22 protein-coding genes are annotated in these 25,713 nt (G+C 31.6%); 13 read left to right on the top strand and 9 right to left on the bottom strand.

The features are described from left to right. Positions 1 to 2 precede the first annotated feature (2 nt). Genes MPR_RS09195 through MPR_RS09175 form a run of 5 tightly spaced genes read left to right on the top strand, consistent with a single transcriptional unit; the run spans position 3 to position 7,295 of the window. Positions 3 to 509, top strand: a complete 507-nt coding sequence (locus tag MPR_RS09195; RefSeq protein WP_041891853.1) for a hypothetical protein — start codon at positions 3 to 5, stop codon at positions 507 to 509. A gap of 10 nt (positions 510 to 519) precedes the next feature. Further along, entirely contained in the window at positions 520 to 3,057 is a 2,538-nt protein-coding gene (locus MPR_RS09190) for a hypothetical protein (RefSeq protein ID WP_235280419.1), read from the top strand. 16 nt (positions 3,058 to 3,073) lie between these two features. Continuing rightward, positions 3,074 to 4,366, top strand: a complete 1,293-nt coding sequence (locus MPR_RS09185) for a T9SS type B sorting domain-containing protein (protein WP_041891847.1) — start codon at positions 3,074 to 3,076, stop codon at positions 4,364 to 4,366. An 8-nt stretch (positions 4,367 to 4,374) separates the two neighbouring features. After that, the gene (locus MPR_RS09180) at positions 4,375 to 5,307 is read left to right on the top strand and encodes a PorP/SprF family type IX secretion system membrane protein (RefSeq protein WP_041891845.1); all 933 of its coding nucleotides are present in this window, start codon (positions 4,375 to 4,377) and stop codon (positions 5,305 to 5,307) included. Positions 5,308 to 5,336: 29 nt separating this feature from the next. Further along, complete coding sequence (locus tag MPR_RS09175; RefSeq protein WP_041891842.1) at positions 5,337 to 7,295, top strand: OmpA family protein; 1,959 nt, start codon at positions 5,337 to 5,339, stop codon at positions 7,293 to 7,295. A gap of 216 nt (positions 7,296 to 7,511) precedes the next feature. On the opposite strand, the gene MPR_RS09170 is transcribed toward MPR_RS09175, so the two are convergent. After that, positions 7,512 to 8,033, bottom strand: coding sequence for a dihydrofolate reductase family protein (locus MPR_RS09170; protein ID WP_041891839.1), 522 nt, complete (start codon positions 8,031 to 8,033; stop codon positions 7,512 to 7,514). A gap of 87 nt (positions 8,034 to 8,120) precedes the next feature. Between MPR_RS09170 and MPR_RS09165 the strand changes: the two genes are divergently transcribed. Both MPR_RS09165 and MPR_RS18135 read left to right on the top strand, forming a co-directional pair. Beyond that, positions 8,121 to 8,471, top strand: coding sequence for a winged helix-turn-helix transcriptional regulator (locus MPR_RS09165; protein ID WP_041891836.1), 351 nt, complete (start codon positions 8,121 to 8,123; stop codon positions 8,469 to 8,471). Positions 8,472 to 8,807: 336 nt separating this feature from the next. Further along, complete coding sequence (locus tag MPR_RS18135) at positions 8,808 to 9,383, top strand: SMI1/KNR4 family protein (protein WP_052472685.1); 576 nt, start codon at positions 8,808 to 8,810, stop codon at positions 9,381 to 9,383. Positions 9,384 to 9,805: 422 nt separating this feature from the next. On the opposite strand, the gene MPR_RS09155 is transcribed toward MPR_RS18135, so the two are convergent. From MPR_RS09155 to MPR_RS09140, 3 genes are all read right to left on the bottom strand, one after another. Beyond that, positions 9,806 to 10,267 (bottom strand): hypothetical protein, encoded by a 462-nt coding sequence (locus tag MPR_RS09155; protein WP_041891834.1) that lies wholly within the window; start codon positions 10,265 to 10,267, stop codon positions 9,806 to 9,808. A 488-nt stretch (positions 10,268 to 10,755) separates the two neighbouring features. Further along, positions 10,756 to 11,424 (bottom strand): hypothetical protein, encoded by a 669-nt coding sequence (locus MPR_RS09150; RefSeq protein WP_041891832.1) that lies wholly within the window; start codon positions 11,422 to 11,424, stop codon positions 10,756 to 10,758. A 1,251-nt stretch (positions 11,425 to 12,675) separates the two neighbouring features. After that, entirely contained in the window at positions 12,676 to 13,248 is a 573-nt protein-coding gene (locus MPR_RS09140; RefSeq protein ID WP_041891828.1) for a hypothetical protein, read from the bottom strand. A gap of 135 nt (positions 13,249 to 13,383) precedes the next feature. On the opposite strand from MPR_RS09140, the gene MPR_RS09135 reads away from it, so the two are divergent. Next, positions 13,384 to 14,229 (top strand): hypothetical protein, encoded by an 846-nt coding sequence (locus MPR_RS09135; protein ID WP_041891826.1) that lies wholly within the window; start codon positions 13,384 to 13,386, stop codon positions 14,227 to 14,229. Positions 14,230 to 14,285: 56 nt separating this feature from the next. On the opposite strand, the gene MPR_RS09130 is transcribed toward MPR_RS09135, so the two are convergent. Beyond that, a complete protein-coding gene (locus MPR_RS09130) occupies positions 14,286 to 16,559 on the bottom strand; it encodes an FUSC family protein (protein ID WP_041891823.1) in 2,274 nt (757 codons plus the stop codon). 145 nt (positions 16,560 to 16,704) lie between these two features. Here MPR_RS09130 and def point away from each other — a divergent pair, with 145 nt between their 5' ends. The 4 genes from def to MPR_RS09110 all read left to right on the top strand — a co-directional run bounded on the left by def (position 16,705) and on the right by MPR_RS09110 (position 20,824). Continuing rightward, positions 16,705 to 17,292 (top strand): peptide deformylase, encoded by a 588-nt coding sequence (def, locus tag MPR_RS09125; protein ID WP_006258863.1) that lies wholly within the window; start codon positions 16,705 to 16,707, stop codon positions 17,290 to 17,292. 63 nt (positions 17,293 to 17,355) lie between these two features. After that, complete coding sequence (locus MPR_RS09120; protein WP_041891819.1) at positions 17,356 to 17,775, top strand: DUF5606 family protein; 420 nt, start codon at positions 17,356 to 17,358, stop codon at positions 17,773 to 17,775. Positions 17,776 to 17,853: 78 nt separating this feature from the next. After that, positions 17,854 to 18,624 (top strand): nucleoside triphosphate pyrophosphohydrolase, encoded by a 771-nt coding sequence (gene mazG, locus MPR_RS09115; protein WP_041891816.1) that lies wholly within the window; start codon positions 17,854 to 17,856, stop codon positions 18,622 to 18,624. A 136-nt stretch (positions 18,625 to 18,760) separates the two neighbouring features. Then, positions 18,761 to 20,824: a S8 family serine peptidase gene (locus MPR_RS09110; protein WP_041891815.1), complete on the top strand. Its 2,064-nt coding sequence runs from the start codon at positions 18,761 to 18,763 to the stop codon at positions 20,822 to 20,824. A 72-nt stretch (positions 20,825 to 20,896) separates the two neighbouring features. On the opposite strand, the gene MPR_RS09105 is transcribed toward MPR_RS09110, so the two are convergent. Then, positions 20,897 to 21,526, bottom strand: coding sequence for a hypothetical protein (locus MPR_RS09105; protein ID WP_041891812.1), 630 nt, complete (start codon positions 21,524 to 21,526; stop codon positions 20,897 to 20,899). 112 nt (positions 21,527 to 21,638) lie between these two features. Between MPR_RS09105 and MPR_RS09100 the strand changes: the two genes are divergently transcribed. After that, on the top strand, positions 21,639 to 22,484 hold the full coding sequence (locus MPR_RS09100; RefSeq protein WP_041891808.1) for an alpha/beta hydrolase family protein: 846 nt from the start codon (positions 21,639 to 21,641) through the stop codon (positions 22,482 to 22,484). A gap of 71 nt (positions 22,485 to 22,555) precedes the next feature. On the opposite strand, the gene MPR_RS09095 is transcribed toward MPR_RS09100, so the two are convergent. From MPR_RS09095 to MPR_RS09085, 3 genes are read right to left on the bottom strand one after another with little or no spacing between them, the layout of a single operon-like run. Beyond that, the gene (locus MPR_RS09095) at positions 22,556 to 23,593 is read right to left on the bottom strand and encodes a COX15/CtaA family protein (RefSeq protein WP_041891805.1); all 1,038 of its coding nucleotides are present in this window, start codon (positions 23,591 to 23,593) and stop codon (positions 22,556 to 22,558) included. An 8-nt stretch (positions 23,594 to 23,601) separates the two neighbouring features. Next, entirely contained in the window at positions 23,602 to 25,035 is a 1,434-nt protein-coding gene (locus MPR_RS09090; protein WP_041891803.1) for a CCA tRNA nucleotidyltransferase, read from the bottom strand. Between the two features lie 20 nt (positions 25,036 to 25,055). After that, the gene (locus MPR_RS09085) at positions 25,056 to 25,625 is read right to left on the bottom strand and encodes an L-threonylcarbamoyladenylate synthase (RefSeq protein WP_041891800.1); all 570 of its coding nucleotides are present in this window, start codon (positions 25,623 to 25,625) and stop codon (positions 25,056 to 25,058) included. Positions 25,626 to 25,713 lie beyond the last annotated feature (88 nt).

The following is a 25,713-nucleotide window of genomic DNA, read 5'->3' as shown; positions in this document are numbered from 1 at the left end:
TTATGAAAAATAATATTTTATATATAATAATAGCTTTTGTCTTGTGCTTTGGAATCAAAGCACAAGCACAAAGTGCTATTTTAGAATACAATCAGAAACTTATTAAATTAACTGATTCACAAGCTAATGATCTTAATTACCTAGCTAATGGTGCACCAACCTCAATGTTTATAGCATTTGATAAGCAAGCTAAAATTCACCAAGGAAACTCTAAAGAGATAGTTGAAATGTCTATTGAAGACACTAGCGACTTTATTGGTTTGAGCAATGTTTATGAAGATAAATTAAAAGAGATTATTTTAATAAATATTAAATGGGATGGAAAGCAGCAAATCGTTGTTCCTAAAGATTTAATTATTCAATTAAAAAGTCTTAAATACATCTACATTAGATCATATCGAGAATTAGATAAAGAGTTAATTCAAACAGAGTTTATTGATTTATTACAAAAGTTAAACGAAAAACAAGATGTTGAAATTCTGTATTCAACAATGGATCAACCAAGTTAATAGAAAAGCTATGAAAAAATATTCAAAAAAAATAAGTGCTTATCTATCAACTCTCTTATTATTAATTTTTTTAATACTAGGAAGTAACTCGGGTTTTGCACAAGTTATAAAAGATTTTAAACCACGTGAATCAGCAAAAGCCCCCAAACCATATACTAATGTAAAGAATTATAATCTGCAAGGAGATTTTACCATGATTGGTAATACTAACCTTACTTTAAAAAATTATGCAAATAGTGGAAAGCAAGGGGGAAATAATAATGAGATGATCTATGTAGACATTGACAATGATCGAAATACGATAAATTCATCTTCTGCAGAACTAATTCTACCAGGTGGTGAATGTACTGAAATTGTATATGCAGGCTTATATTGGACGGGACGTGCTCATGATATAGATGTTAGGAATACAAATAGTCCATTGACTTTCGACGGATTGGATAAACGTAAAGTTAAGTTAAAAGCTAAAAACCAATCATATATACAAATAACAGCAAAAGATACTGATATATATTATCCCTCTACATCAGAAGGAGCTATGTATGCGGCTTATGCTGATGTAACTGATTATGTTCGTGAACATGGGGCTTCAAATTATTTTGTGGCTGACATTGCCTTAAAAGAAGGGAAAGGAGGAGGAACTGGATTCTATGGAGGATGGGGAATGGTTGTTATTTATAAAAACACTTCGATGAAGTGGAGAGATATTACTGTTTTTGATGGTTATGGTTATATGGTTAAAAGAACAGGTGCAGCTATTTTACCAGTGAGTGGTTTTAGAGCTACCCAAAATGGAGATGTAAATGTAAAAATTGGAATGATGGCGGGTGAAGGAGATGAGGATATCTCTGGGGACTATTTTAAGATTCAAAAAAGAAATTCTAATAGCTATCAAGACTTAAGCCATGGAGGTAACTCTACTAATAACTTTTTTAATTCTTCAATTCATACAGGAGGAAACCCAAGAAATCCAAACTTAATCAATAATACAGGAATGGATATTTCTATGTTTGAGTTAAATAATACTAGTAATCAAATCATAGGAAATAATCAGTCATCAACTTCATTTTCATATGGATCAAATCAAGATACATACATCATATTTAATATAGTGTTTGCTGTAGATGCTTATGTTCCTGATGTAGTAGGAGAGAATAAAGCAACTAATTATGGAGGTGTAAAACCATTAAATAATGGAACAATCACTCCTGGGCAAGAGTTTGAATTTGAGCTAGATGTTTATAACAAAGGAACAGAAGCAGTTAATAATTCTAAAATTGAAATACCTGTACCTTTTAATCTACATTTCTTAGATGCGGAGATCGTGCCAGGTCTAGATGCATCAGGAAGTGTTACTTGGGCACCACCTACTGGAGGTACAAATGATCCAAGTGTTACAGCTGGAGGTAAAATTGTTTGGGATATTGGAAATTTACCTTTAGATACAACAAAAGAAAAGCTATTAGCTCAATTAAAATATAGATTTAGAGTATCTGATAATTGTGTATTGTTATCTACCAATGTGTGTGGATTAGAGGTAAAGATTAATGGTAAAATATCAGGAGAAGGGGCTACGTCAAAATCAAAGGTAAACTCAGACTTAGTGAGAGATTATGGAAACGGAATGTGTGCTGGTCCTGTTTATGATGATTTTATTTCTACGATAAGTGTTACAACAGACTTCTTGCAAAACTGTAACCCTCCTGTAGAAGATGGAATTATGCAATTTAAGGCTTTTTGTTCTGTACCAACAACAGGATTTGATAGAAGTGAAATTATAAATATGTATCCTCCTGGAGCTAAATTTTATAGTAAAGTACCAACAACTTATACATCTAATGATGGTTTAGTAACTGGAGATTTTTCAGTTAACAGTGATGGCAGTAGAAAAATGTATTATGTGATGATGCCAGGTATGGAGGATGGTTGTTATGCTAGGTTAGAAATCAGTATTGAAAAAGTAACTACTTCACCTATTGCTAAGAATACAGAGTTATGCTTTGGAGAGCCTTTAGTATTAGAAAATGAGTTGTCTGCTATAGGAAAAGATAAAGATTATGAATTGGTTTATTTTGATAGTAATCAAATTGAATTATCAGATGTTCCTAGCCCAACTGCTGTAGGTACTTATAAATATTTTGTTGCAGAGGGAAAAGATGAATGTATAGGTCCTAAAAAAGAATTTACTATTGTGATTAATGCCTTACCAGAAGTAAGCAAGGATATTGACAATATTGTGATTTGTGAAAACTTTGACTCTGCTAAAGTATCTATAACTACAAATGTTTCAAATTATAAATGGGAATACACTACAACTGGAACAACAAATTGGAAAGTATTAGATAATACTACTTTTTCAAATAGAATTATTCTTGAGGGAAAAACAATTAAAGTTAGTCATGCTAGTAAAGAATTAAATGGTTTACGCATTCGATTAAATGTAACTAACAATCAATGTTCAGACACATCAAATGAGTTTGAGATTAAAGTAAATGATTGTTCTGCTGTTACTAATCCGATGTTGTTAAATCAAGCAGTAGCTAATTAATTATAAAATAAAAACTATGAAGTCAAGAAAATTGTATAAATCAGTTGCCTTATTAGGTTTAGCATTGCCAGCTACGGTAGTAGCACAGCAAGCTAAGAAAGACCAAGTAATGGTAAACCAAGGAAAGATTTCGATAGCCGAAGGAGGAGTCATGTCTACTATCTATGATTTTGACAATACAAAAGAAGGGTATGTAAAGAATGATGGAACGGTTTATTACTACAGCAACTTTAACAATGACAATATTTACGATCACAGCACTAACGCCAAAGGTTCTAAAGCTGTGTTCACTCCTTTTGAAGAAGCGAAAGGAACTCAACATATCACAGGAAGCCAACCTTCTAATTTCTTTAATGTAGTTCTAGACAATCCAACTAAAGACATGGCTTTTGACTTAAAGAATGAGGCTAACGTAAGAGGTAGTGTAGACTTTAAAGATGGTATCATTAAGGTAGACTCATTAGTAGGGATGCTAACCTTCCACCAAGGAGCGAAAGCACTTAAGCCTACAGATAAGAGTCATGCTGAAGGCTATGTAGAGAAGATAGGTAATGAGGAATTCCAATATCCTAAAGGAGATAAAGGACTATACCGTTATGCTAGAATCACTGCTCCAGATCATGTAAAAGATGCGTATGAAGGAAAGTATAACTTAGATGATAAGAACTTCTTTAGAGCGCGTAGTGCAAAGTCAGGAGTGATTAACTTACTAGATGAGCGCGAGTACTGGACAGTAGATAAAGGAAGTGATAATAGTAAAGGAGACATCATGCTGACACTGAGTTGGGATGAGCGTACTACACCTAAAGAATTATTGGTTAATCCAGAGAAAGAATTACACATTGTAAGATGGGATGCTAAGCAACAGCTTTGGGTAGACGAAGGAGGTGTGGTAGATCTAGAGAAAAAAGAGATCACTACACCTACTAGTGTGAAGGGGTACGGATTCTTTACATTAGCTACTGTGAATACAGATTTAATCTTAGACGGAGATATCGTTATTTATAACCTTGTTTCTCCTGATGGAGACGGTAAGAATGATTACTTCATCATAGATAATATCAACAGATTCCCTAATAACACAGTAGAGATTTACAACCGTTGGGGAGTGAAGGTATTCGACACGAAGAGTTATGACAGTGCAGGTAATGTGTTTAGAGGATACTCTGATGGACGTGTTACTATAAATAAAGGTGAGAAATTACCTACAGGTACTTATTTCTACATCGTGAGTTATGAGTATAAAGACGTTAGTGGCTCTCGTATGATTAAGAAATCGGGTTATCTACATTTAGAAAGTAATAAGTAAGAAGAGTTATGAGTATTCAGAAAAATATAAAGAAAATTGGAATCAGTCTATTGTTAATAGGCTGCTTCCAAACTATGCAAGCTCAGCAAGATCCGCAGTATACCCAGTATATGTATAATACTAATATGATCAACCCTGCTTATGCAGGTAGTAGAGGAACACTGAACGTGTTTGGGATGTATAGAACACAATGGGTAGGGCTAGATGGAGCACCTAAGACAGCGAATGTATCTGTGTCTACACCTCTTGGAGAAAGTGGATTAGGACTAGGAGTGAACTTTACCAATGATCGCATTGGGGCAATGGATGAGAATAATATCTCTGTAGATTTAGCTTATGCTATTGACTTAAATGCTGATTATAAATTAGCTTTTGGTTTGAAGGGAACAGCTAATTTATTAAATGTAGATTATACAAAGCTTAATATCCACAATCCTACTGATCCTGTAAGCCAAGAGAATCTAAACAACAAGTTTAATCCAAATATTGGAGCAGGGGTTTATTTATACTCTGACAAAGCTTATGTAGGGTTATCAGTTCCGAACTTCTTAACTACGGATCGCTATGATGATAATGATATCACGACGATGCGTCAGAAGATGCACTTCTACTTAATGGGAGGATATGTATTCGATGTGAGTGAGAACTTATTAATTAAGCCAGCCGCTTTAGTTAAGGCAGTAAGTGGAGCACCATTACAAGTTGATTTAACAGCTAACTTTTTGATGTATGACAAGTTTACTTTAGGAGGAGCTTATCGATGGGATGCTTCAGTGAGCGCCTTGGCAGGATTTCAGGTCAATGAAAATCTATTTGTAGGATATTCTTATGACTTTGAGACTACTGCGCTTCAACGTTATAACTCAGGATCACACGAAATCTTCTTAAGATTCGAATTATTTAACCGTCGTAGTACAATTAATGCACCGCGATTTTTCTAAGGAAAACTAGCTATAAAGAAAGAGAAACTATGAAAAAAAAGCTACTGAAAATAAGCTTATTGACAATGTTGCTTTTCGTAGGTATTAGTACTTATGGACAGAAAGTAGCAGAAAAGAAAGCAAATAAAGAATATCAAACTCAGGCTTATGTAGATGCAATCAAAATCTACGAGCGCATTGCAAACAAGGGGTATACTAACGCAGATATGCTAAAGAAGCTAGCGGATGCATATTATTTTAATGGAAAGTTACCTGAGGCTAATAAGTGGTATGAAACACTATTCGATGGAGAGTATGAGGATAAAGGAAAAGAACCAATTCCATCAGAATATTACTATCGTTATGCACAGACGCTTAAATCTGTTGAGAGTTATGACAAGTCTAAGCAAAAGATGGAAGAGTTTTCCAGATTGGAAGCTAATGATTCTCGAGCACAATTGTTTCAAGAGAATAAAGACTATTTACAAAAGATAGAGGATAAGAAGGATGTATATGATCTTAAAGCTTTGAGTATTAATACAGAATTCTCGGATTATGGAGCTACTATATTAGGCAATGAATTAATTTTTACATCAGCTCGTAATCAAGAAGTAGATAAGGCTATCCATGAGTGGACTAATGAGAGTTTTACAGCCTTGTACAGTAGTACGATTAACGTTGATGGGACTTTCTCAGAACCTAAGCAGTTCGCTAAAGAGATAAGCTCTAGAGTAAATGATGCAACAGCTGTTTTTACAAAGGATGGTAATACGATGTACTTTACTAGAAATAACTCTAGTGAAAAGGGAAAGAGAAGAAACAATAAGGACAAATCATCTTTATTAAAAATATATAAAGCCACTAAAGGCGAGGATGGCTTGTGGGGACAAGTATTGGAGCTTCCGTTTAACTCGGATTATTTCAATACAGCCCATCCTAGTTTGACACCGGATGGTAAGTGGCTTTATTTTTCTTCAGACAGAAAAGGAACATTGGGACAATCAGATATCTTTAGAGTAGCTATTTATCCTACGGGTGAATATGGCAATGTAGAGAATATCGGTGCTAAAGTAAATACAGCAGGTAGAGAAACCTTTCCATTTATATCAGAGGACTACTTCTTGTTTTTTGCATCAGATGGTCATCCTGGATTAGGAGGATTGGATATGTTTGTAGCTAAGATTAATGTAGATGGAAGCATTGGTCAGGTTGCTAATATGGGAACGCCAATTAACAGCCCATTTGACGATTTTGGTTTGTATATGGACAGCAAATCTCACAAGGGCTTTGTAAGTTCAAATAGACCAGGGGCTAGTGGAGGAGATGATATCTATTTCTTTAAAGAAAAACCTTGTAAGCAAGCTTTAGAAGGGATAGTGTATGACAAGGTGACTAAAGAACCATTAGTTAATGCTAGAGTGATTCTATCAGATGCTCTTTATCAGCAGACGGATACGATAATCACAGATGCAAAAGGATATTATCTGTCTAATTTATTAGATTGTGGAGGGAAATATCGTATTAAAGCTGAGAAAGAAGAGTATAATACAGTGGAAGTTGTATTTATCGTAGAACGTCAGCAAGGAGTAAAACGAGTAGATATCGGACTAGAGAAGACTTTAGAACCTGTGACAGTAAACGACGACTTATTTAAGAAACTTAAGCTAAATCCTATTTACTTCGACTTTGACAAATCTAATATTCGCCCAGATGCAGCAGCAGAACTAATCAAAGTAGTAGAGGTATTAAAAGAATACCCAACGATGAAGATAGATGTTCGCTCACATACTGACAGTAGAGGAAATGATGACTACAATCTTAAGTTATCAGATCGCAGAGCGAAGTCTACAGTAGAGTGGATGGTGAATCAAGGCATTGAGAGAAGTAGAATTACAGGAGAAGGATATGGGGAGACACAGCTACAGAATAAATGTAGTAATGGAGTACCATGCAGCGTAGAGGAACATCAGTTAAATAGACGTAGCGAGTTTATAATTATCGAACTCTAGACTTTTTAAAATATTAATTTTTGAATACGTAGTTTAATAAAACAACAAATCAATTTTTTTTTCGACCGATCCCCACTGTTGGATCTAAAACAACAGTATTAGCCTAAAAGCTCCCTTCACAGGGAGCTTTTTATTTAAAATAGATTATTAAAATCTATAAGCTGAATTTGCTGGTCAAAATAAAAGACCTAAGCAGTTTAATAAAGTCTTAGGATATTAGTTATAGCTTTTAGACTTAGTTAAATGCAATTGAAGAAACTCATTTTTTACTTTATGAGTTACAATATCAAACTTTGTACTTAAGTTATTTTGCATTCCTAAAATGTCACTACCTCCAATAAACAAGGGATTGATATTAAAATAAAGATCAGTCACGAGTTCTTTATCGATAAAAGCGTTGAAGATACCAGTTCCACCACCAATAGCTAATTCTGTAATTCCTTTTGTAGCCATATAGGTTATCGCATCTTCAGGACTATTAACAAAGGTGTAACCTTCTATAGGGTGATGTGTATTATTAGAGAGTACAATTATTTCTATTCCTTTGAAGAGATCTTTAACCTCTTGAGGAGAATTTTGAAAGTTTTCAAAGGTGTTGAAGCCTATTACTAAATTTCCTATTTGATGTGCTAAATCAAGATAGAAAGTTAAGGCTTCTTTAGGTAGTTGATACGTTGGGTTATCTGATACTAATACCTTACCATTGATTGAAATGTTTGCGATTAAGGATACTTTCATTTTATTGTTTTTTTAGAATTTCAACAAATCTATGAAGCGCTTATTTTATATTTGCTATGACTTACCTCAAGGATAGTAACTAATACAATGGCAATAACAAACAACAATAGAGTATCCAAAGAAACAATTTTAGCATTAAGAGATGCTATTGAATTACTTAGTGGCAAGTGGAAATTTTGTATTCTTAATAATCTACGTACTAATGGAGTAATGAGATTTAAAGATTTGCAAGAACACGCGAAGGGAATTTCTCCAAAGGTATTGTCTAAAGAGCTGCAGGAGTTGGAGGATAATTTATTAATTACTAGAACAGTTAATTCCACTAAACCAATTACGGTGTCTTATAGTCTTACTGAACACGCTATAGAGAGTTATCCCGTTTTAGAATCTTTAATAGAGTTTGGCCAAAAACATAGAGATAAAATTAAAGATAAATAGAGGTAAGAACTCTTATCTGTGGCTTAATTAAAAGTGAGGTTCTTTACTACTTCATCCCTAATGAAAAAGATATTAGATCAATAGATATTTTAGTATATTTATAGTTCATTCATTCGAAAAGCAAGTAATTGAGTGTATGTTGTTGATATATGTATTTAAGATGGAATTATACACGGAAATTTAAAAGGGAATATTAAGTTATAAAATGACTTTCTAAGAATAGGATGACTCCCCATTATTTTTTTGGAGTGACAATATAATTACAGGGTAATGTAAAACATAGAGGAGTAGTATATAATTTATGGAAAGCTAATTGTACTCACAGTAATAGATAATATGGAAAAAATATTTAAGAAATTAGGAGGTTTAGAAGATATTGATGACGGTAGGAATACTACTTTTTCGAACAAAGATGTTATGAAATTAGAAAACTTATTAGAATCTAAACTCCCTGTAGAATACATACAGTATTTAGAATTCTATGGTATTAAGATGTTCTCAGAAATGGTATTATTTAAACCGCTTAATACTACTTTACCAGAGTATATTGATAAGGATAAAGAAACGAACTATGACAAGGTTTTTTATGGTTCGTATATTAGAGTTTTTTATGGTTTGTATAATGATGATGTGTATGATATTTTTTATAATTTAAAAACATATAATGGTAGAATTCCTCCAAGATGTTTGCCAATAGCTTATGAGGCTTCAGGAGGTCTAATCATATTAGATTTGAATCAGGATAATTATGGTAAATTTTTTTTTTGGGATCATGAGAATGAATGGGATTATGAATACTATGAGGAAGAAACAGGAAAGGAATTTACTGTAGAAATGACCTATCAAAATATGTATTTAATAGGTAATAACTTTATTGATTTTCTACAGAGAATGGAAATAGTAGAAGAGTAACTTTTTTAGATCAAGTAATTCAGGTGTTAAAGACCTTCTTGAAGAGTATGAAAATATCGATAAAGATTATTTAATATTCATTAATGAAATAGGAGTTGGAAATATTGATAATAGATTAGATATTAAAGAATACTTATTTAATTTTCAAGACATAGGCTTAGAAGATATATATAGTATTCTAGACTATATAATGTTTTTTGCAGATAATTTTTCAGGGGATTTTATTGGTTTTGATCTTACTAATAATCAAGTAACTGAGTTTTGGCATGATTCTCAAGAAGTATATCATACAGGTAAAAGCTTTTGTGAGTATATTAAGTATATGATTCTAGTTTAATTTTATAAGTTATATTTATTTGTAGGCTACTTCATTTAATACTGAATTTTATAAATTAGAGTTCTTTCATTTTTTATAAAGTTGATCAAGTATTAAACTCGTCTATAACCAGAATAGAAAATAGTATTATACAATAAATATTAATATCACTCTTGCTGTTAAAATCAAATGTAAAAGATGATTTAAAAACTTTTAAATCATTATTAAAATCCCCAATAAATTCATTATTTACAATAAAATCTCCTTCAAATTTCCATGCCCTCATTTTTTTATTTATTGAGATAATATCATTTTTTACTTTCAAATATAATTTCTTCTTTAGTTTAAATAAATAAATTTGTTGATTCAATTTCTGTGCTACTATCAAATATCTTTTGTTAAATCCAAAGAAATGCTTGATTTCTAGTTCTAATAATTTTACACCATTGATATCTTCTATATAGAAGATATCCTTAAGTAAGTATCTATAAGAGATACATCTATATAACAATTCATTACCAAAGTAAATATCTGTATCTCCGTTGAGAGTTGTTGCCTTATAATTCATCTTTTTATTCTTTTTATTTCAATCTTTAAAGATCTATTCTAAATATAGTTTTTAAACAACTAGTTTGTATCTAAAACATGATAATTAGATTCTAGAGGAACCCCTACTTTATTGCCTATTGACTCCTGCTAAAGATACCTTATTAGTAAATTGAGACATTTTAGTCATCTTCACACTCAATTATACGACTTACATCCAATTTATATTCTAAATTACCATCAATAAAACTTCATATATAAATGAATATCAGTTAAAGCTAAATATAGAAGAAGAAAAATTACCAACAATATTCTATTATTGTTTTTTGAATGGTTATTTATACTCAGAAAGTGATTATGGTGTAACATATATTCAAAAGATCGAGGATTATCTGTAAGAATCAAACATCTTTTTTATTTCACATTTTTATAAATAGATATATTCCCTTTTTAAAATTAAAAGGAGATCTAAAATTATGACTTGTTTTTAATTCTGTTTTAAGTTTTTCTTTAAAATATTACTAACCAATAAATAATGGATTTATCTTTTGTATTAATCCCTATTCCTTTTGAATACCCATTTTTCCATTTGTCTGGCATTTGCCTATTAGGTGATAAATCATATCCTGGGATATTTCCTGCTTTTGCTTCTAAAACATAAAAGTTAAAATTATCGGGAAGAAGTAGTTCTTGTGTTTTTTTTGTTTTTTCGGGATTAGAAATGTTCTTGGTATATTTAAAAAAAATAGGAATAGGAAGTGAATTTTGATCACATGTGTCGTTTAGATTTATTGTATCTGGTATAATGATTTTTTCAGGATACAAGTACGTCTCATCTGTGTCAAATTTATTAATTATTAATAAACAATCTGAATTTGAATTATAAATAGAAAATCCTCTTTGAATAAGAGAACTTTCTATTTTGTATAAACTATCTATATTCATCTTATATTCGTATAGCAGCAGACCTATGAAACCTCTTTCTACATTATTAGGGTTTAATAATGTATAGGAAGAACTAATTATAGAATCAGGAAAATGATTTATAAGATTATTATCAAATTGATTGAGGTATTTAGTCTTGTATTCTTTATTTATAATATTAATATTTGAAGTTGGTCTCCAACATTGTGTAAACAAGCTTAGTATTAATAAATAAAATAGATGTTTTATTTTCATTTTTGATTGTTTTTAAGAACTGTAAATATTTCAAGTAATGTTTTACTAGAAGCTACTATTCGTCTTTTTCTATTGGATTTTATAAAATTTAGCTCTGTCTTTTTTTGTGATTTTTACGCTGAAGGGCCAGAATTAAATTCATCAATTACTAGTATGGATAGTAAAATTAAAAAATAAACATTAAGTTCTTCCTCATTTTGAAAGCTAAAAGTAAAAGAAGATTCAAACATGGTCAAATGATTATTAAATTGCCCATATTTTTACTCATTTAAAATAAAATCTCCTTGAAATTTTATGAGGTGTCTTTTTTGATAAAGAGATAGATTATCATTGTTTAATTTCAGTACTAAATCACCTTTAATCTTTTTCAACTCTACAAATTGATTAAGGCTTTGTTTCTTAATAGAATATTTTTTAAAAAAGCCAAAAAAGCTCCTAACAGAAATCTCTAATAACTTTGTGTTATTAACATCTTCAATATAAAATTTGTAATAACAAAAATATTTTGATGTTATAGCTTTAAGTATTAATTGCTCATTACAGTAAAAAAATGTATTACCATTTCTAGTTATAGCTTTGTACATTATATTTTTTAATTTTTCTTGTAAAACCTGCCTTGACAGAGAATTCTATCCCTATTAAAGTTTTTGCTCTAATAACTAGATTTAAAAATTATTATTATTTCTAGCTGATTGTTCACCTAGCAAGTAAAGCATTATAATTCTTATATCTAAATTACCTATGTTAGTGGTAAAGATATCACCTTTTATGCTAATAGATATTCACTAATAAATACCATTTTCTTTATACTTATCGATTGCTATGAATCCAACAGTATTGATAAGATAAAGAGGGATGTTTTTCAATTGTAAAATATTCTAGTTCTGTTTTTGAAGTAGTTTGAGCAAATGCCTCAATAGGTCTAATCATATTAGATTTGAATCAGAATAATTATGGTAAAATATTTTTTGGGATCATGAGAATGAATGGGATTATGAATACTATGAGGAAGAACCAGGAAAGGAATTTACTGTAGAAATGGCATATCAAATATGTATTTAATAGGTAATAACTTTATTGACTTTCTACAGAGAATGGAAATTGTAGAAGAGTAACTTTCTTAGATTAAACAAATAAAAACTAAATTAAAATAGATTTTTATCTGCTTAATTTTTTTAAAATATTAAACTAGAAAAAGCCAATAATAGTCTTCTATCATTGGCTTTTAAAGTAATAAGCGATTTTCTTTTTTTAATTAAATCTTAATTCTGCTGTATATAGAATAATAACTTCTGTTAGATTATAGTCCTCATCGTAAATAGGGGAATAAAAATACACGTATACAGAATCTTTAAATTTCGTTAGGGGAATTGTCTCATAGCTAGACAAATTATTAAGTACTTTTATTGTTCTATTTCCAACCCAGTGTTCTGCATTTCCTTTTGGATTTTTATCAAATCGATGGTCTTTAGTATTTGTGTAATACCAATAGGTCGGTACTTCATCCGAAATAATTAGTTCTTTATTAGGGTTAAAGACTTCATCTGCGATAGCAGTACTGTTAAACCATTCTACTTCTAAATCAGCTTCACCTATAGCAGAGCGATAGATATCGTTATCAAAGGTAGCTCCTAATAGAAAACCATCTACGTTATTTGAAGTAACTTCGAATACAAATTCATTGCTTTTAAGTGTGACAACTCCATCCTGCATAGGAACGATATTACCATTTTGTTTCACTTCTACTTGAACAGTTCCTTCTTGTGCCCAGCTGCTTATTTGTATTGTTATGAATAGTAATAAGCTAAGACCGATTTTTTTCATCTTTAATTTCTGTTTTATGATCGTTTGTGAAGCAAAGGTAAGCTATATATACTGTACGAATATTCGCTGTAAATGGGGATATTTATGAAATGAGAATAGTATGATCTTTGAAATAATATAAAGAGTATAATAAAGATGTATATAGGTACAACAACTCCTGGACGTAAAGAAAGATTCATTATAGTAGAAAAAGGGGATTCTGCTCAATCTCTCTTAATCTTTAGTCAAGAAGAACGAATAACTAATTTAATTATATCAGGACAGGAAAGTGGCTTAGAAATATTATTAGATGAATCCTTTGCTCCTTTGTTTAAAAAGATACATATTCTTCATTTAAAAGATATAAGTATTGATAAGAATTGGTTATATCAGTTTGTAAACTTAAAGCGCTTAGAGATTAAAGGTTGTCAGTATAAAGGGAAAGAACCATTAGATTGGTTGAAATTTATAGCATTGGAAGAATTATTTACTCCCTATTCTAGACTATTTGAGAATTTGTTTATACATCCTATTCTAAGAACAGTCTTTATAGAAAACTTTGATAAGGAAGGTTTTGTTTTTCCCTTAAACGCTGTAATAGAATCTTTATCAATAGAAAAAAGTAAAGAGTGTACATGGAGTAGTTTAGCTAACTTAAGTGCCTTAAAAGCACTTTATTTAGTGAACATACCTACGTTGATAGATCTTAATTGGTTAAGTACACTTACACAGTTAGAAGATATAGAGTTGAGCGCTTGTAAAAAGATAAATAATGTGATAACGTCTATTGCAGAGGTAAGTACGTTAAAGACTGTTTATTTAGCAGCTATGGGAGATATTGAATCATTAAAACCATTTGAGAAGCTTCAAAATTTAAAAGAGTTAACCATCGAAGATGGAGGAAGGCTTATCGATAAGAAAAGTAGTACCATCCTTAATAGACTAAATAATCTTGACTATAGTATAGAGATGAAAAATTATGTAGATAGTAGTGAAGAGTAGAACTACATACTAATAATAAATTAAAGGAGGGATGTACATAACATCCCCCCTTTAATTTATGGTATAATCTTTTTTCTTAATGAACTTAGCATTGAAGAATCCTCTAGTTCTTCTTGTTTTTTTAATGCAGCTATACTTGCAGTAATTTTGAATATCTTTTCTGAAAGTGAGGATAACCACATCAGTTGCTCAATAACTAATACAGATTCTTCCATCAGACTCTGTATTTGCTTGTCATCAGAGTAAGTCTTTTTTAATTCATACTCACGGATGCCTTTTAGGTATGACATACTTAGGTTAAAGTTCTCACTGCGTTCTATGATCGTTATTTCATTGTTATTATGGTCTTCTAATAGAGCGATAGTTTGCTTTAAATTGCCTATTGTGTAATCCATAACTACATTAAATGCTTCAGAAGCTTTGGTAGTTGTATGGGACTGTACATATATTCCTATAGAGGCAGCTGTCGAAAGGAAGGTGTGATTTAACACAGCTAATTCGTAGAGTTCTGTTCTATATTTCTGTTTAGATTTAGGCTCTTGGATCATACGTTGAAAAGAAGCCATAAGGTTACCTATCTCAATAAAAGCATATTTTCTAGCTAACTTATAAGGCAGAGTTACTTCTCCTTTTTCGTTGTAGTAAAGCGTAATTTCCTTTACATATTCTTTATTCGCTTCTATAGACTTTTTAAGATGTGTGTTTAGATTTAAGAACTCCCATGAAGGCCATAAAAGATAATTCGCTCCAAAGGCTAATAATGCTCCTATAATTGTATCAATAATTCTGTAGATCATTACATCCATAAAATCAGGTGTAAGTAATCCGTATATCAACACTACATACATCGTGATAAAAGTTACTCCAACTTTATAATCTGTATGAGAGAACCAATAGCCTATAATCATGGTCAGTACTGTAATATATGAAATAACTGTAGCACTAGGAATAATATATAACAATCCTATAGCTACTAAACCTCCAATAACAGTACCGATAACGCGCTCAAAAGATCGCTGCTTAGTCAATCCAAATCCAGGACGCATAATAACAACGATAGTTAGTAATATCCAATACCCGTTTAATACACCTGATATTTTACTAACGATAAGCCCAGCTAATATGGTTAAGGTAAGTCTTAGAGCATGTCTAAATATGGTAGAGGTAAAGTTTAAGTTCTCTTTTAGAGTTTCTAATCGATAATGTACGGGGGTTAAAAACTTCTCTAGATCTTTAAAACGTTCTTCTACATCTGCACTAAATGCTTTTTCTGTAAGTGATTTTTCTAAATCATGAATTTTGTTTACCTGATTCTCAGCATAGTGAATAACGTTTGAGAACATGACTACAGCTTCTACCATATTGGTAGATTCTCCATTCTTAACAAAATCGTTAAGCATTGCTTGAATCTCAGCTAACTCTTTAGATAGGTCATATTTAGATTTGTATTTACTTCCCAGGTTTATAGAGTAAGCAATATCGTCAATTGTCTCGGCAAAGTGATAAGCTAACTTCTGATAACGTTCTATGATGTCAGGTCTTTTGCTAAATAAATCATGTAATTTACTGTGTTCAAAGGAAGTAGATACTGCTACTTCAAGTATTTCTACTAGAGTAGAGAAAGCTACTAATAATCTACGGTTGTTCGAAGAGTTACCCGTATTAGCTTTATTTCTAACTAAATATTCTCTTAGATTCTCATGAACCTCATTTAGACTTACTTGTATATTTAATTGTTCTTCTGTGATCTTTTCTACATTCGCATTCTTATCCCACAGTTGCCCTCTGTGTTTTAGATAATCTGCTGTAAGCTCCATACACTCGGATGTCTGTAATACGGCATATCGCTTTGGTCTAAGTAGATTAAAAGTAACAGATACCAATAAGTAAAGTAATCCTCCTAATAGAAGCATTAAACAGTGCATAAATAAGGCATGCCCTTCATAACTATGTGCTAACCCTAAACTAGCCGCTAATAGTCCTGTAAATGAAAGCATATTTGCACGATGACCATATACAGATATCATGCTTAAAGAGAAGAATATAAAGACAAATATCGGATAGAAATACCAGTTGCCATCAGTGATGGATAGAGTAAAGGTGACTGCAGGCACTGTAAAGGCACCAACTAATAGTCCTATTATTTTGTCTTTTTTATTACTAGGAATATCAACAGGAGCAGTCAACATGGCACCAATAGCTGCGGCAAAAGCCCAATCAAAAGCCTCATAAGGCATTAGTAGTAAAAAAGGTACAACAGCTGATATAGTGATTTTTAACGAATCTGCAAGATGCGTATTATCTGTGAATTTTCTAGCTTTTCCTAGCATAGGTTACTTAATCTTTGGCTTTAATTAGAGAATAGTACTTTTTATCAAGCAATATAATACAAATAAGACATCAAAAATAATTTGTAGTATTATTTATTCATTTATTTTTGAGTATTTTTGCACCTTTAGAATAAAATAAGAAGACATGATATTATCAATAGTTGGATACGGTGATGCTGTTCTACGTAAAGTAGGAGAGGATATTACTAAAGACTATCCAAACTTACAAGAGCTAATAGCTAATATGTACGACACAATGTACGGAGCACATGGAGTAGGATTGGCAGCACCTCAGGTAGGATTACCTATTAGATTATTCGTTGTAGATACAGCTCCTTTTGCAGAAATGGACGGGAATACAGAAGAAGAAATAGCTTTTTTAACTACTTTTAAAAGAACATTTATAAATGCTAAGATTTTAAAAGAAGAAGGAGAAGAGTGGTCTTTTAATGAAGGATGTTTGAGTATTCCAGACGTTCACGAACCAGTTAAAAGAAAATCTAAGATACAAATAGAATATTTTGACGAAAACTTCGTTAAACATGTAGAAGAATTTGATGGTCTTGCTGCACGTGTTATCCAACATGAGTACGATCACATTGAAGGTGTGCTGTTTACAGATAAAATATCTATCTTAAAAAAGAAGTTAATTTCTAAAAAGTTAAATAATATCCTTGAAGGAAAAATATTTACAGATTATAAAATGAAATTAACTAAGAAAAAAGGTAGATAAATAACTTGATTATTAATAACAATTTAAGATATTTGCGACTCTTAAAGTAAAATTTAGACAAAAATGAGTTTAGAAAAAGTTTTAGCTATTTCGGGAAAACCAGGTTTATATGAGTTACTAGTACAAACTCGTACAGGATTTATCGCTGAATCATTGGCTGATGGGAAAAAAAGTACAGTAGGATTAAGAAACAACGTTAGTTTACTATCAGAAATTTCTATCTATACTTACAATGAAGAAGTAAAGTTATTTGAAGTTTTCAGAAACATTGCTACAAAAGAAAACAATGGTGAAGCTATTTCTCATAAAGAAGATAATCCTACATTAGTAGCATACTTCAGAGAAGTATTACCAGAATTTGATGAAGAAAGAGTATACGTTTCTGATATCAAGAAAGTATTAAACTGGTACAATATCCTTCAAAGAAGAGGATTAATTGCTGAAGCTTTTACTCAAGCTGCTGCAGAAACTGAAGCAAAATAATTTAATATAAATTATATGTATCAAGCCCGCTTTGTAATAAGCGGGCTTTTTTTTATTTTTAGCTAAAAAGGTAGAGTTATGCATACAAGAGAAGAACAATTGCAAGCTGTAGATCGCTTATTGACAATATTAGATGAATTGAGAGTAAAATGCCCTTGGGATAAAAAACAAACTTTCGAGAGTTTAAAAAACCTTACAGTAGAAGAGGTTTATGAGTTAGTAGATGCTATTACTGAAGAAGATACTAATGAAATGAAGAAAGAGTTAGGCGACTTATTGATGCATATTATCTTTTATGCAAAGATAGGTAGTGAACAATCGTTGTTTGATATTAAAGATATAGCAGATAGTATTTCTGAGAAATTAATCTTTAGACACCCACATATTTATGGGGACACAAAGGCAGAATCAGAGAAAGAAGTACTCGCTAATTGGGAAAAGCTAAAATTAAAAGAAGGCAATAGAACAGTGTTATCAGGTGTACCTAAGGCATTACCTGCATTAATAAAAGCGTATAGAATCCAACAAAAAGCAAGTGGAGTAGGATTTGATTGGGATGATGCTAGTGATGTTTGGAACAAAGTAGAGGAGGAGATAGAAGAATTTAAAGTAGAAGTAAAGGCAGACAATCAAGACTTAATGGAGGAGGAGTTTGGAGATATCTTATTTACACTAATTAACTATGCTCGTCATAAAGGAATCGATCCAGAAAAAGCTTTAGCTAGGTCTAATAGTAAATTTATTTCTCGTTTTAATATTGTTGAGGAATTAGTTAATCAGGAAAAAGGAGGATTTGAAGATGTAACTCTTCAAGAATTAGATCAATATTGGAATAAAGCCAAAGAATAACTCTTATATAATATTCAATTTATACAAATCATACAGCAATTCAAATATTATATAAGAGTTACTGTATGAATTGAAACAATTAACATTGTAAGGCATAAGCTTTGGGCTCTTCATGGTGACAATAAAACGAAACGCCATGAAAAAATTAATTACTTTATCCTTATTGTGTTTTTATAGTATTTCATTTGCGCAAAATGATTCGATTACTAAAGACATTATTATTGCTAGAAGTATGTTCACTGAGCGTGAACTGTTAGCAGATTTAAAATATCAACATATTCTTCGTCAAGAAAGAATAACCAAGTTGATAAACGAGAAGCAAATAGCATATAGTTATTTTTCTAAAGAGGGAGACTATAATGAATTGGTAGATGTTTATCCTGATCAGACACCTATATATTATCAAACTTTTAATGCGAGAGCAGGGCAGTTAGCTAATATAGCTAGTGTCCAAAAAGGGGGAAAACACAATCTTAACCTTACAGGTAAGAATGTGATTATTGGGGTCTTTGATGCAACGCCTGTTTTTAAAAAGCACGATGAGTTTAGAGATAGACATTATAAGATTTATATACAGTCAGATGTTGTACCTGATGATGCGCCATTAAAAGAAAGACGTATATTTCAGCTAGCTCAGGAGCATTCTACGCATGTTACAGGAACTATTTTTTCTAAAGGAATAGAATCTGAAGCTAAAGGATTGGCTCCTAATGTTAGTCTTTACTCTTATAATTGGCGAAGTGATGATGTAAATATGGTAGAACTAGCTAAATATGGAGCTCTTACGAGCAATCACTCTTATGGTACAGTAGCAGTAGGGATTAGTGGTCAGTTGGTTGTAGATCCTCGTTTAATCGGTGTCTATGATTGGAAGGCAGAAGGCTTTGATCGTGTTACTTCTTTTTATAAAAGCTATCTTCCTGTTATTGCTGCAGGAAATAATCATCTCTATGCATCTGTTTTAAATCCCAATGGATCAGAATACAATAATCTAATAGGGATAGCTATGGCTAAAAATGCTTTATTAGTAGGTTCTTTAGAACAATTAGGAGATGATAATGTACTAAATAATGTAAATATAGCTGCTAGTAGTAGTTATGGACCAACTAAAGATTTTAGAATAAAACCTGATTTGGTAGCAAAAGGAGAAGGTCTATACTCTACTATAAATGATTATTCTAAAACAGATAATCATATTATAAGAACCAATAGATACAATTATTTATCAGGAACCTCTATGGCCTCACCAGTGGTCACTTCATTAGTTGCACTACTGCAGGAATGGAGTAAAGAGACTTTTAAAGCCCCTCTAAAATCTGCCTCTATAAAAGCAATTCTTATCCATACAGCTTACTCCTTAACCAATGTGTATGATAAGAAAACAGGTAAAACAAAATATTTAGGCGAAGGCCCAAATCCTATTTATGGATGGGGAGCAGTGGATATAGATAAGGCTATAACCTTATTAGAAAACACTACTAAGCAAAAGAGCTTTTTTATAGAACATAAATTAGAGACAAAAAAGGGGAAGAAATATATTATTAATAATGATTATACTGATAATGAAATCGAAGCTACGCTAGTATGGACAGATGAGGCGTTCCCTTTTGATTATAGTCATCTGTCTAGTGCTAGTTATAAATCTGTATTAGTTAATGATTTAGATTTGAGAATTAAGACAGCAGAGAAAGAATACTACCCTTGGGCATTAAAGAAAGATATGAGTAACCCTGTGGCTGTAGAAAAAGATAATGATGTGGATAATGTAGAGCGTATCACTAGAAAGAAACTTCCTAAAGGAGAAAGTACTGTCATGATTAGTAATAAGAATTACCTTATGCCAAGAGGGGTTCAAGAGTATTCTTTAATTATATCTTCTAAAAATCCGATATCTATCAACGAGGTTAAATCAGACACTTATGAAACTCTGAATCGTCAAGAAATAGTAAATCAAAATATAGAGAGTATTGATATTGTTGTATGGCCTAATCCTGTAGAGAAGAACCTTTATCTCAATTATGATTCTGAGAAGATAACGCTTTATGATGCTTATGTCTATGATCTAAATGGTAGATTAATCAAATCTTTTCTTAAACTCAAGGAGTCATCAATATCTTTTGATTTTATTAATAGAGGAACATATATACTTAAGCTTATTACTAATACTGGTATAGTTACTAAATATATAGTAAAAAAATAAGTAGCACTAATCCCTATGCAATGATTCGCATAGGGATTAGTGCTACTTAGTAAGATATCTAATGATATATTATTACTTATTAATTGACTCTTTAGGATCCGATTTCTCTTTTGTATTTGCTTCTTCATGTTCACGTAGCAAATTAAGGAACAGGTCTTGTTGAGCTTTCATATCCTCTTGTATACCTTTCATTAATTGCATAAAATCTTGCGCAAAGAATTCTTCGTATTCTTTATCTAACTCATCGGAATATAACGCTCTACCAGCATGAGGGTCTTTGGCAATATTTAATACTGAATTTGAACGATTGCCTAACTCTAAATAACGTTCACCTGATTCGTTTTGATGTATTTTAACTGTGAAATCCGCTATTCCATTAGAGTTATATTCTGACTTTTGTTGAGAAGATCCTCTTCCATCTTTAAAGCTTGTTTTAAGAGAAATAAGTTCTCCTTTAGCATTCCTCTTTATATTTGAGAAAGTAAGGTTCGCTATCTTTTCATTATTAACTTCTTTTTTAATCTCATCTAATTCACTATCTTTAGTATTCTTGCTGATATGGTATTCTATTGTAGTACTCTTAATATTCAAACCCTCTTTATCTTGTGCGTTTATTGTACTACTTGAAAAGAATAACACAGCGGCTAAAACTAGAACTGTAAAAGTTTTAGGTAAAAGAATTAACTTTTTAAATACATTCATAATAATAGATTTTAGGTAATAATATTTTTTAAGTTTAAAGACGAATTTAAGTCTTTAAATTTTAAACTTTTTTTAAAATTAGTATTATGAGTGTTAAAAAACAAAAAAAGATATGACTAAAGACTTAATAAAAGAAGAAGTATTAATAGAAGGAACTGTCCGTCCTTTTCTTTCAGACAGTAGCTATCCTAGATTAGGTAGTTCATTACCACTGGTAATTTTCTGTCACGGATATAAGGGGTTTAAAGATTGGGGGGCATGGAATAAAGCCATGGATTATATTGCAGAGACAGGATGTTATGTGGTTAAATTTAATTTCTCATTAAATGGTACAACCATAGATAAGCCTTCTGAATTTGATGATCTAGAAGCTTTTGGGGACAATACTTACTCTCAAGAACAACGCGATCTGACAAGTGTGATAGAATATTATAAAACAAAGCCGGAAGTAGATAAAGAGAATATTTATCTAATAGGACATAGTAGAGGAGGAGGAACTGTTATTCTGCAAGGTTATTATAATCCAGATGTAAAAGGGGTTATTACCTGGGCAGGAGTATCAGATTACAGAAAGAGATTTCCTAAAGGAGATCGATTTGAAGAATGGAAAGCAAAAGGAGTCTTTTATAGTGAAAACGGTAGAACAAAACAGCAAATGCCACACTACTTTACTTTTTGGGAAGATTATGAACAAAATGAAACAGTCTTAAACGTACAGAAAGCTGCTCAAAATTTAAAGAAACCTACTTTAATAGTACAGGGGACTAATGATCCTGCAGTACCGTTAAAAGAAGCTCAATTACTACATCAATGGATATCTAATTCTCTTTTGGATGTAGTAGACGAGGCAGATCATGTATTTGGTTCTAGACACCCTTATACAGAAGAAACATTGCCTAATCATTTAGAGCATGTCGCTAAAGTTACAAGTCAATTTATTCAACGAAATAGTTATTGATCTTAAATAAAAAAGGGAGAGGTAAAATGATATCATTTTACCTCTCCCTTTTTATTATATGACTATATCTTTTAGTCTAGATTACTTTTACCACAGTGATAACATCTTCTTGCTTCTAAAATTAATTGGAATTGAACTCCAAAAAGGATAGACGCTAATACTAGGTGAGCTGCTTGAGTTCCGAATGGGAAATGAACGTAATACATCATAATACCAGTGAATATCTCTAGAATTAATAGTACCATTACCCATTTCATCTTATCGAAACCTAAATTAGATCTTCTGTTAATATAAAACAGATACATATTCAAAAACATTACTATGAAAGAGAAACTACGGTGGATATAGAATTCTACAGTAGGATTATTTAACCATAAATATTCATTCCCTATACCTGCTTGTACCTGTTCGTCAATAAATTCACGTACCTGTGTTCCTAAAACTACTTGTACAAGCGTGAAAATAAGAGAAACTACCAATAAACTTCTAAATGTACCGTTGTACTTTTTAATTTCAGTTTCTTTTTTAGCACTTTTAATGATTCCGATAATAATAGCAACAATAACTAAAGCCATTACCATGTGTACTGTAATCTTGATAGGGTTTAGTACTGAGTATACTACAGTAGCACCTAACCAAGCTTGGAATCCCATTAAGAATACAACTAACCAAGACGCTAATACTAAACCTTTGCGGTCTCTCCAGAAAGAAAATGAAGCTATAGCCATTGCTAGACAAGCTAATCCTGCTAATGCACCACAAAGTCTATTTACATATTCGGTCCAAGTGTGTTTAGCATTAAACTCAGCATAATCATGACGAGTATATTTATCCCAATGACTTTCATTATAGGTATCTGTGGTTGTAAAAGTTTCTTTTGCTCTCCACAGACTTTGATCATGTATGATCATTTGTCCTTTTTCGTATTCTCTATTCGGTTCCCACGTGATAGTTTGTTCTTCTGTAGGAGGGATGTAATATCCAAAACACTTTGGCCAATCCGGACATCCCATTCCTGAGCCTGTCATTCTTACTGCTGCACCTGCAAAGATTACTAGATAAACTAGTACAAGAGATACTTTAGCTAATGGCAAAAAATAGTTTCTCATTATTTTTATTATTTATTTACAATTTCAAGTCCCATTTTAGACGCTTTAGCTTTCATGAATTCAAAAGCCGCATCGTATTCATTAGGAATAACACCTTCTAAAATAGCCTCTTTGATAGCTTCTTTAATCATACCGATTTCTCGACATGGTTTAAGGTCATAAATCGCCATAATCTCTTCTCCAGTAATAGGAGGTTGAAAGTTACGTACGTGATCGCGTTCTTCCACTTCAACTATTTTATCTCTAACTATTTTAAAGTTGTTGTGATATTTCTTAAACTTAGAAGGGTTTTTAGTAGTAATATCAGCTTCACATAGAATCATTAAATCTTCTACATTTTCCCCTGCATCGAATACTAATCTTCTTACAGCTGAGTCAGTTACTTCTTTTTGAGCAAGAACAATAGGTCTTGAACTCATGATGACCATTTTCTGTACGAATTTCATCTTCTGGTTTAATGGCATATGTAATCTCATAAAGATCTTTTTTACCATTTTACCACCAAGGAATTCATGTCCATGGAATGTCCATCCCTGTTTTTTAGAAAAGCGCTTAGTAGGAGCTTTTCCAATATCGTGAAGTAAGGCAGACCATCTAAGCCATAAGTCATCTGTATTAGGGCAGATATTATCTACTACTTCTAGAGAGTGATAAAAGTTATTTTTATGTGTATGTCCTTCTATTTCTTCTACTTGGTTAAGAGCAGTAAGCTCAGGTAAAATTAAATCAAGTAAACCTGTTTTATAAAGTAATAAGAATCCTTTAGAAGGCTTTTTAGACATTAATATCTTATTTAGCTCATCTACGATACGCTCTCCAGAGATAATCTCTAATCTCTTGTGATTAGCAGTGATAGAATCAAGAGAATTTTGTTCTATCATAAAATCTAGTTGAGTTGCAAAGCGAATGGCTCTCATCATACGCAATGGATCATCAGAATACGTAATATCTGGATCTAGAGGAGTGCGAATAATTTTATTAGCTAAATCAGCAACCCCATTAAAAGGGTCTACTAACTCTCCATAAGTTTCTTTCTTAAGAGATATTGCTAAGGCATTGATAGTAAAGTCACGTCTATTCTGGTCGTCTTCTAATGTACCATCTTCTACAACAGGCTTTCTACTGTCGAAGTGATATGACTCTTTTCTTGCTCCAACAAACTCAATATCAATGTCATCATAACGCAACATTGCCGTCCCGTAGTTTTTAAAAACTTGTACTTTAGGTTTGTTAGGAAGTAATTCAGATACTTTTAAAGCTAATTCGATACCACTACCTACAGCAACGATATCAATATCTTTTTTAGAATCTCTTTTTAATAAAAAATCTCTTACAAATCCACCAATTACATAGCTATCTACATTTAAACTTTCTGCTGCTTTAGAGATATAGTCAAATATAGGATGTGTAATGGCTTCTTTATATATTGGGGTTTCAGTCATAATATATTCAATAGGAGATACTATTTTCTAATGATAGTAACTAGGCTATTATCTTTTAATTTAATAATTGTAGAAGGTTTTGCAGGCTTTGTATCCTTTTGACGTAGGTTAACTACATAATCAACTCCCTCGATAATCTCTTTACTAATTTCGCTAAAGTTAGCAGGAGAAGGTTCTCCACTAATATTAGCTGAAGTAGAAACCAAAGGTGATTTCATTTTTTCAATTAATCTAAAGCAAAAAGGTTCTTCTACAATACGAACTCCTAAAGAGTTATCAGCTGATACTACTTCTTTAGCTACATACTTAGGGTTGTCTAAGATTAAAGTAGTAGGTTTCTCACTGCAGTCTAAGATATCCCACGTCACAGCTGGTGGAGAATTGAATACTCTGTGGAATATTCTCTCATTTACTAAGACAATCATACTTTTTGATTCTGCACGTTTCTTAAGTGCATATATTTTTTTGATAGCTTCAGGGTTATTTGCATCACATCCTATTCCCCATACAGTATCAGTAGGGTATAATATAATTCCGCCATTTTTGATGACTTCGTATGCATTGAAAACTTCTTGTTGGATATCTTCCATTATTTTGTTGTAAATAGTATCGTTATAATCAAGGAGGTAAAATTACTAAAAAAATAGGATAGAACTAACTGATAGAAGTCATTAAAAA

Source organism: Myroides profundi (assembly GCF_000833025.1).
Classification (GTDB): domain Bacteria; phylum Bacteroidota; class Bacteroidia; order Flavobacteriales; family Flavobacteriaceae; genus Flavobacterium; species Flavobacterium profundi_A.
This window is presented reverse-complemented; position numbering and strand designations above follow the sequence as displayed.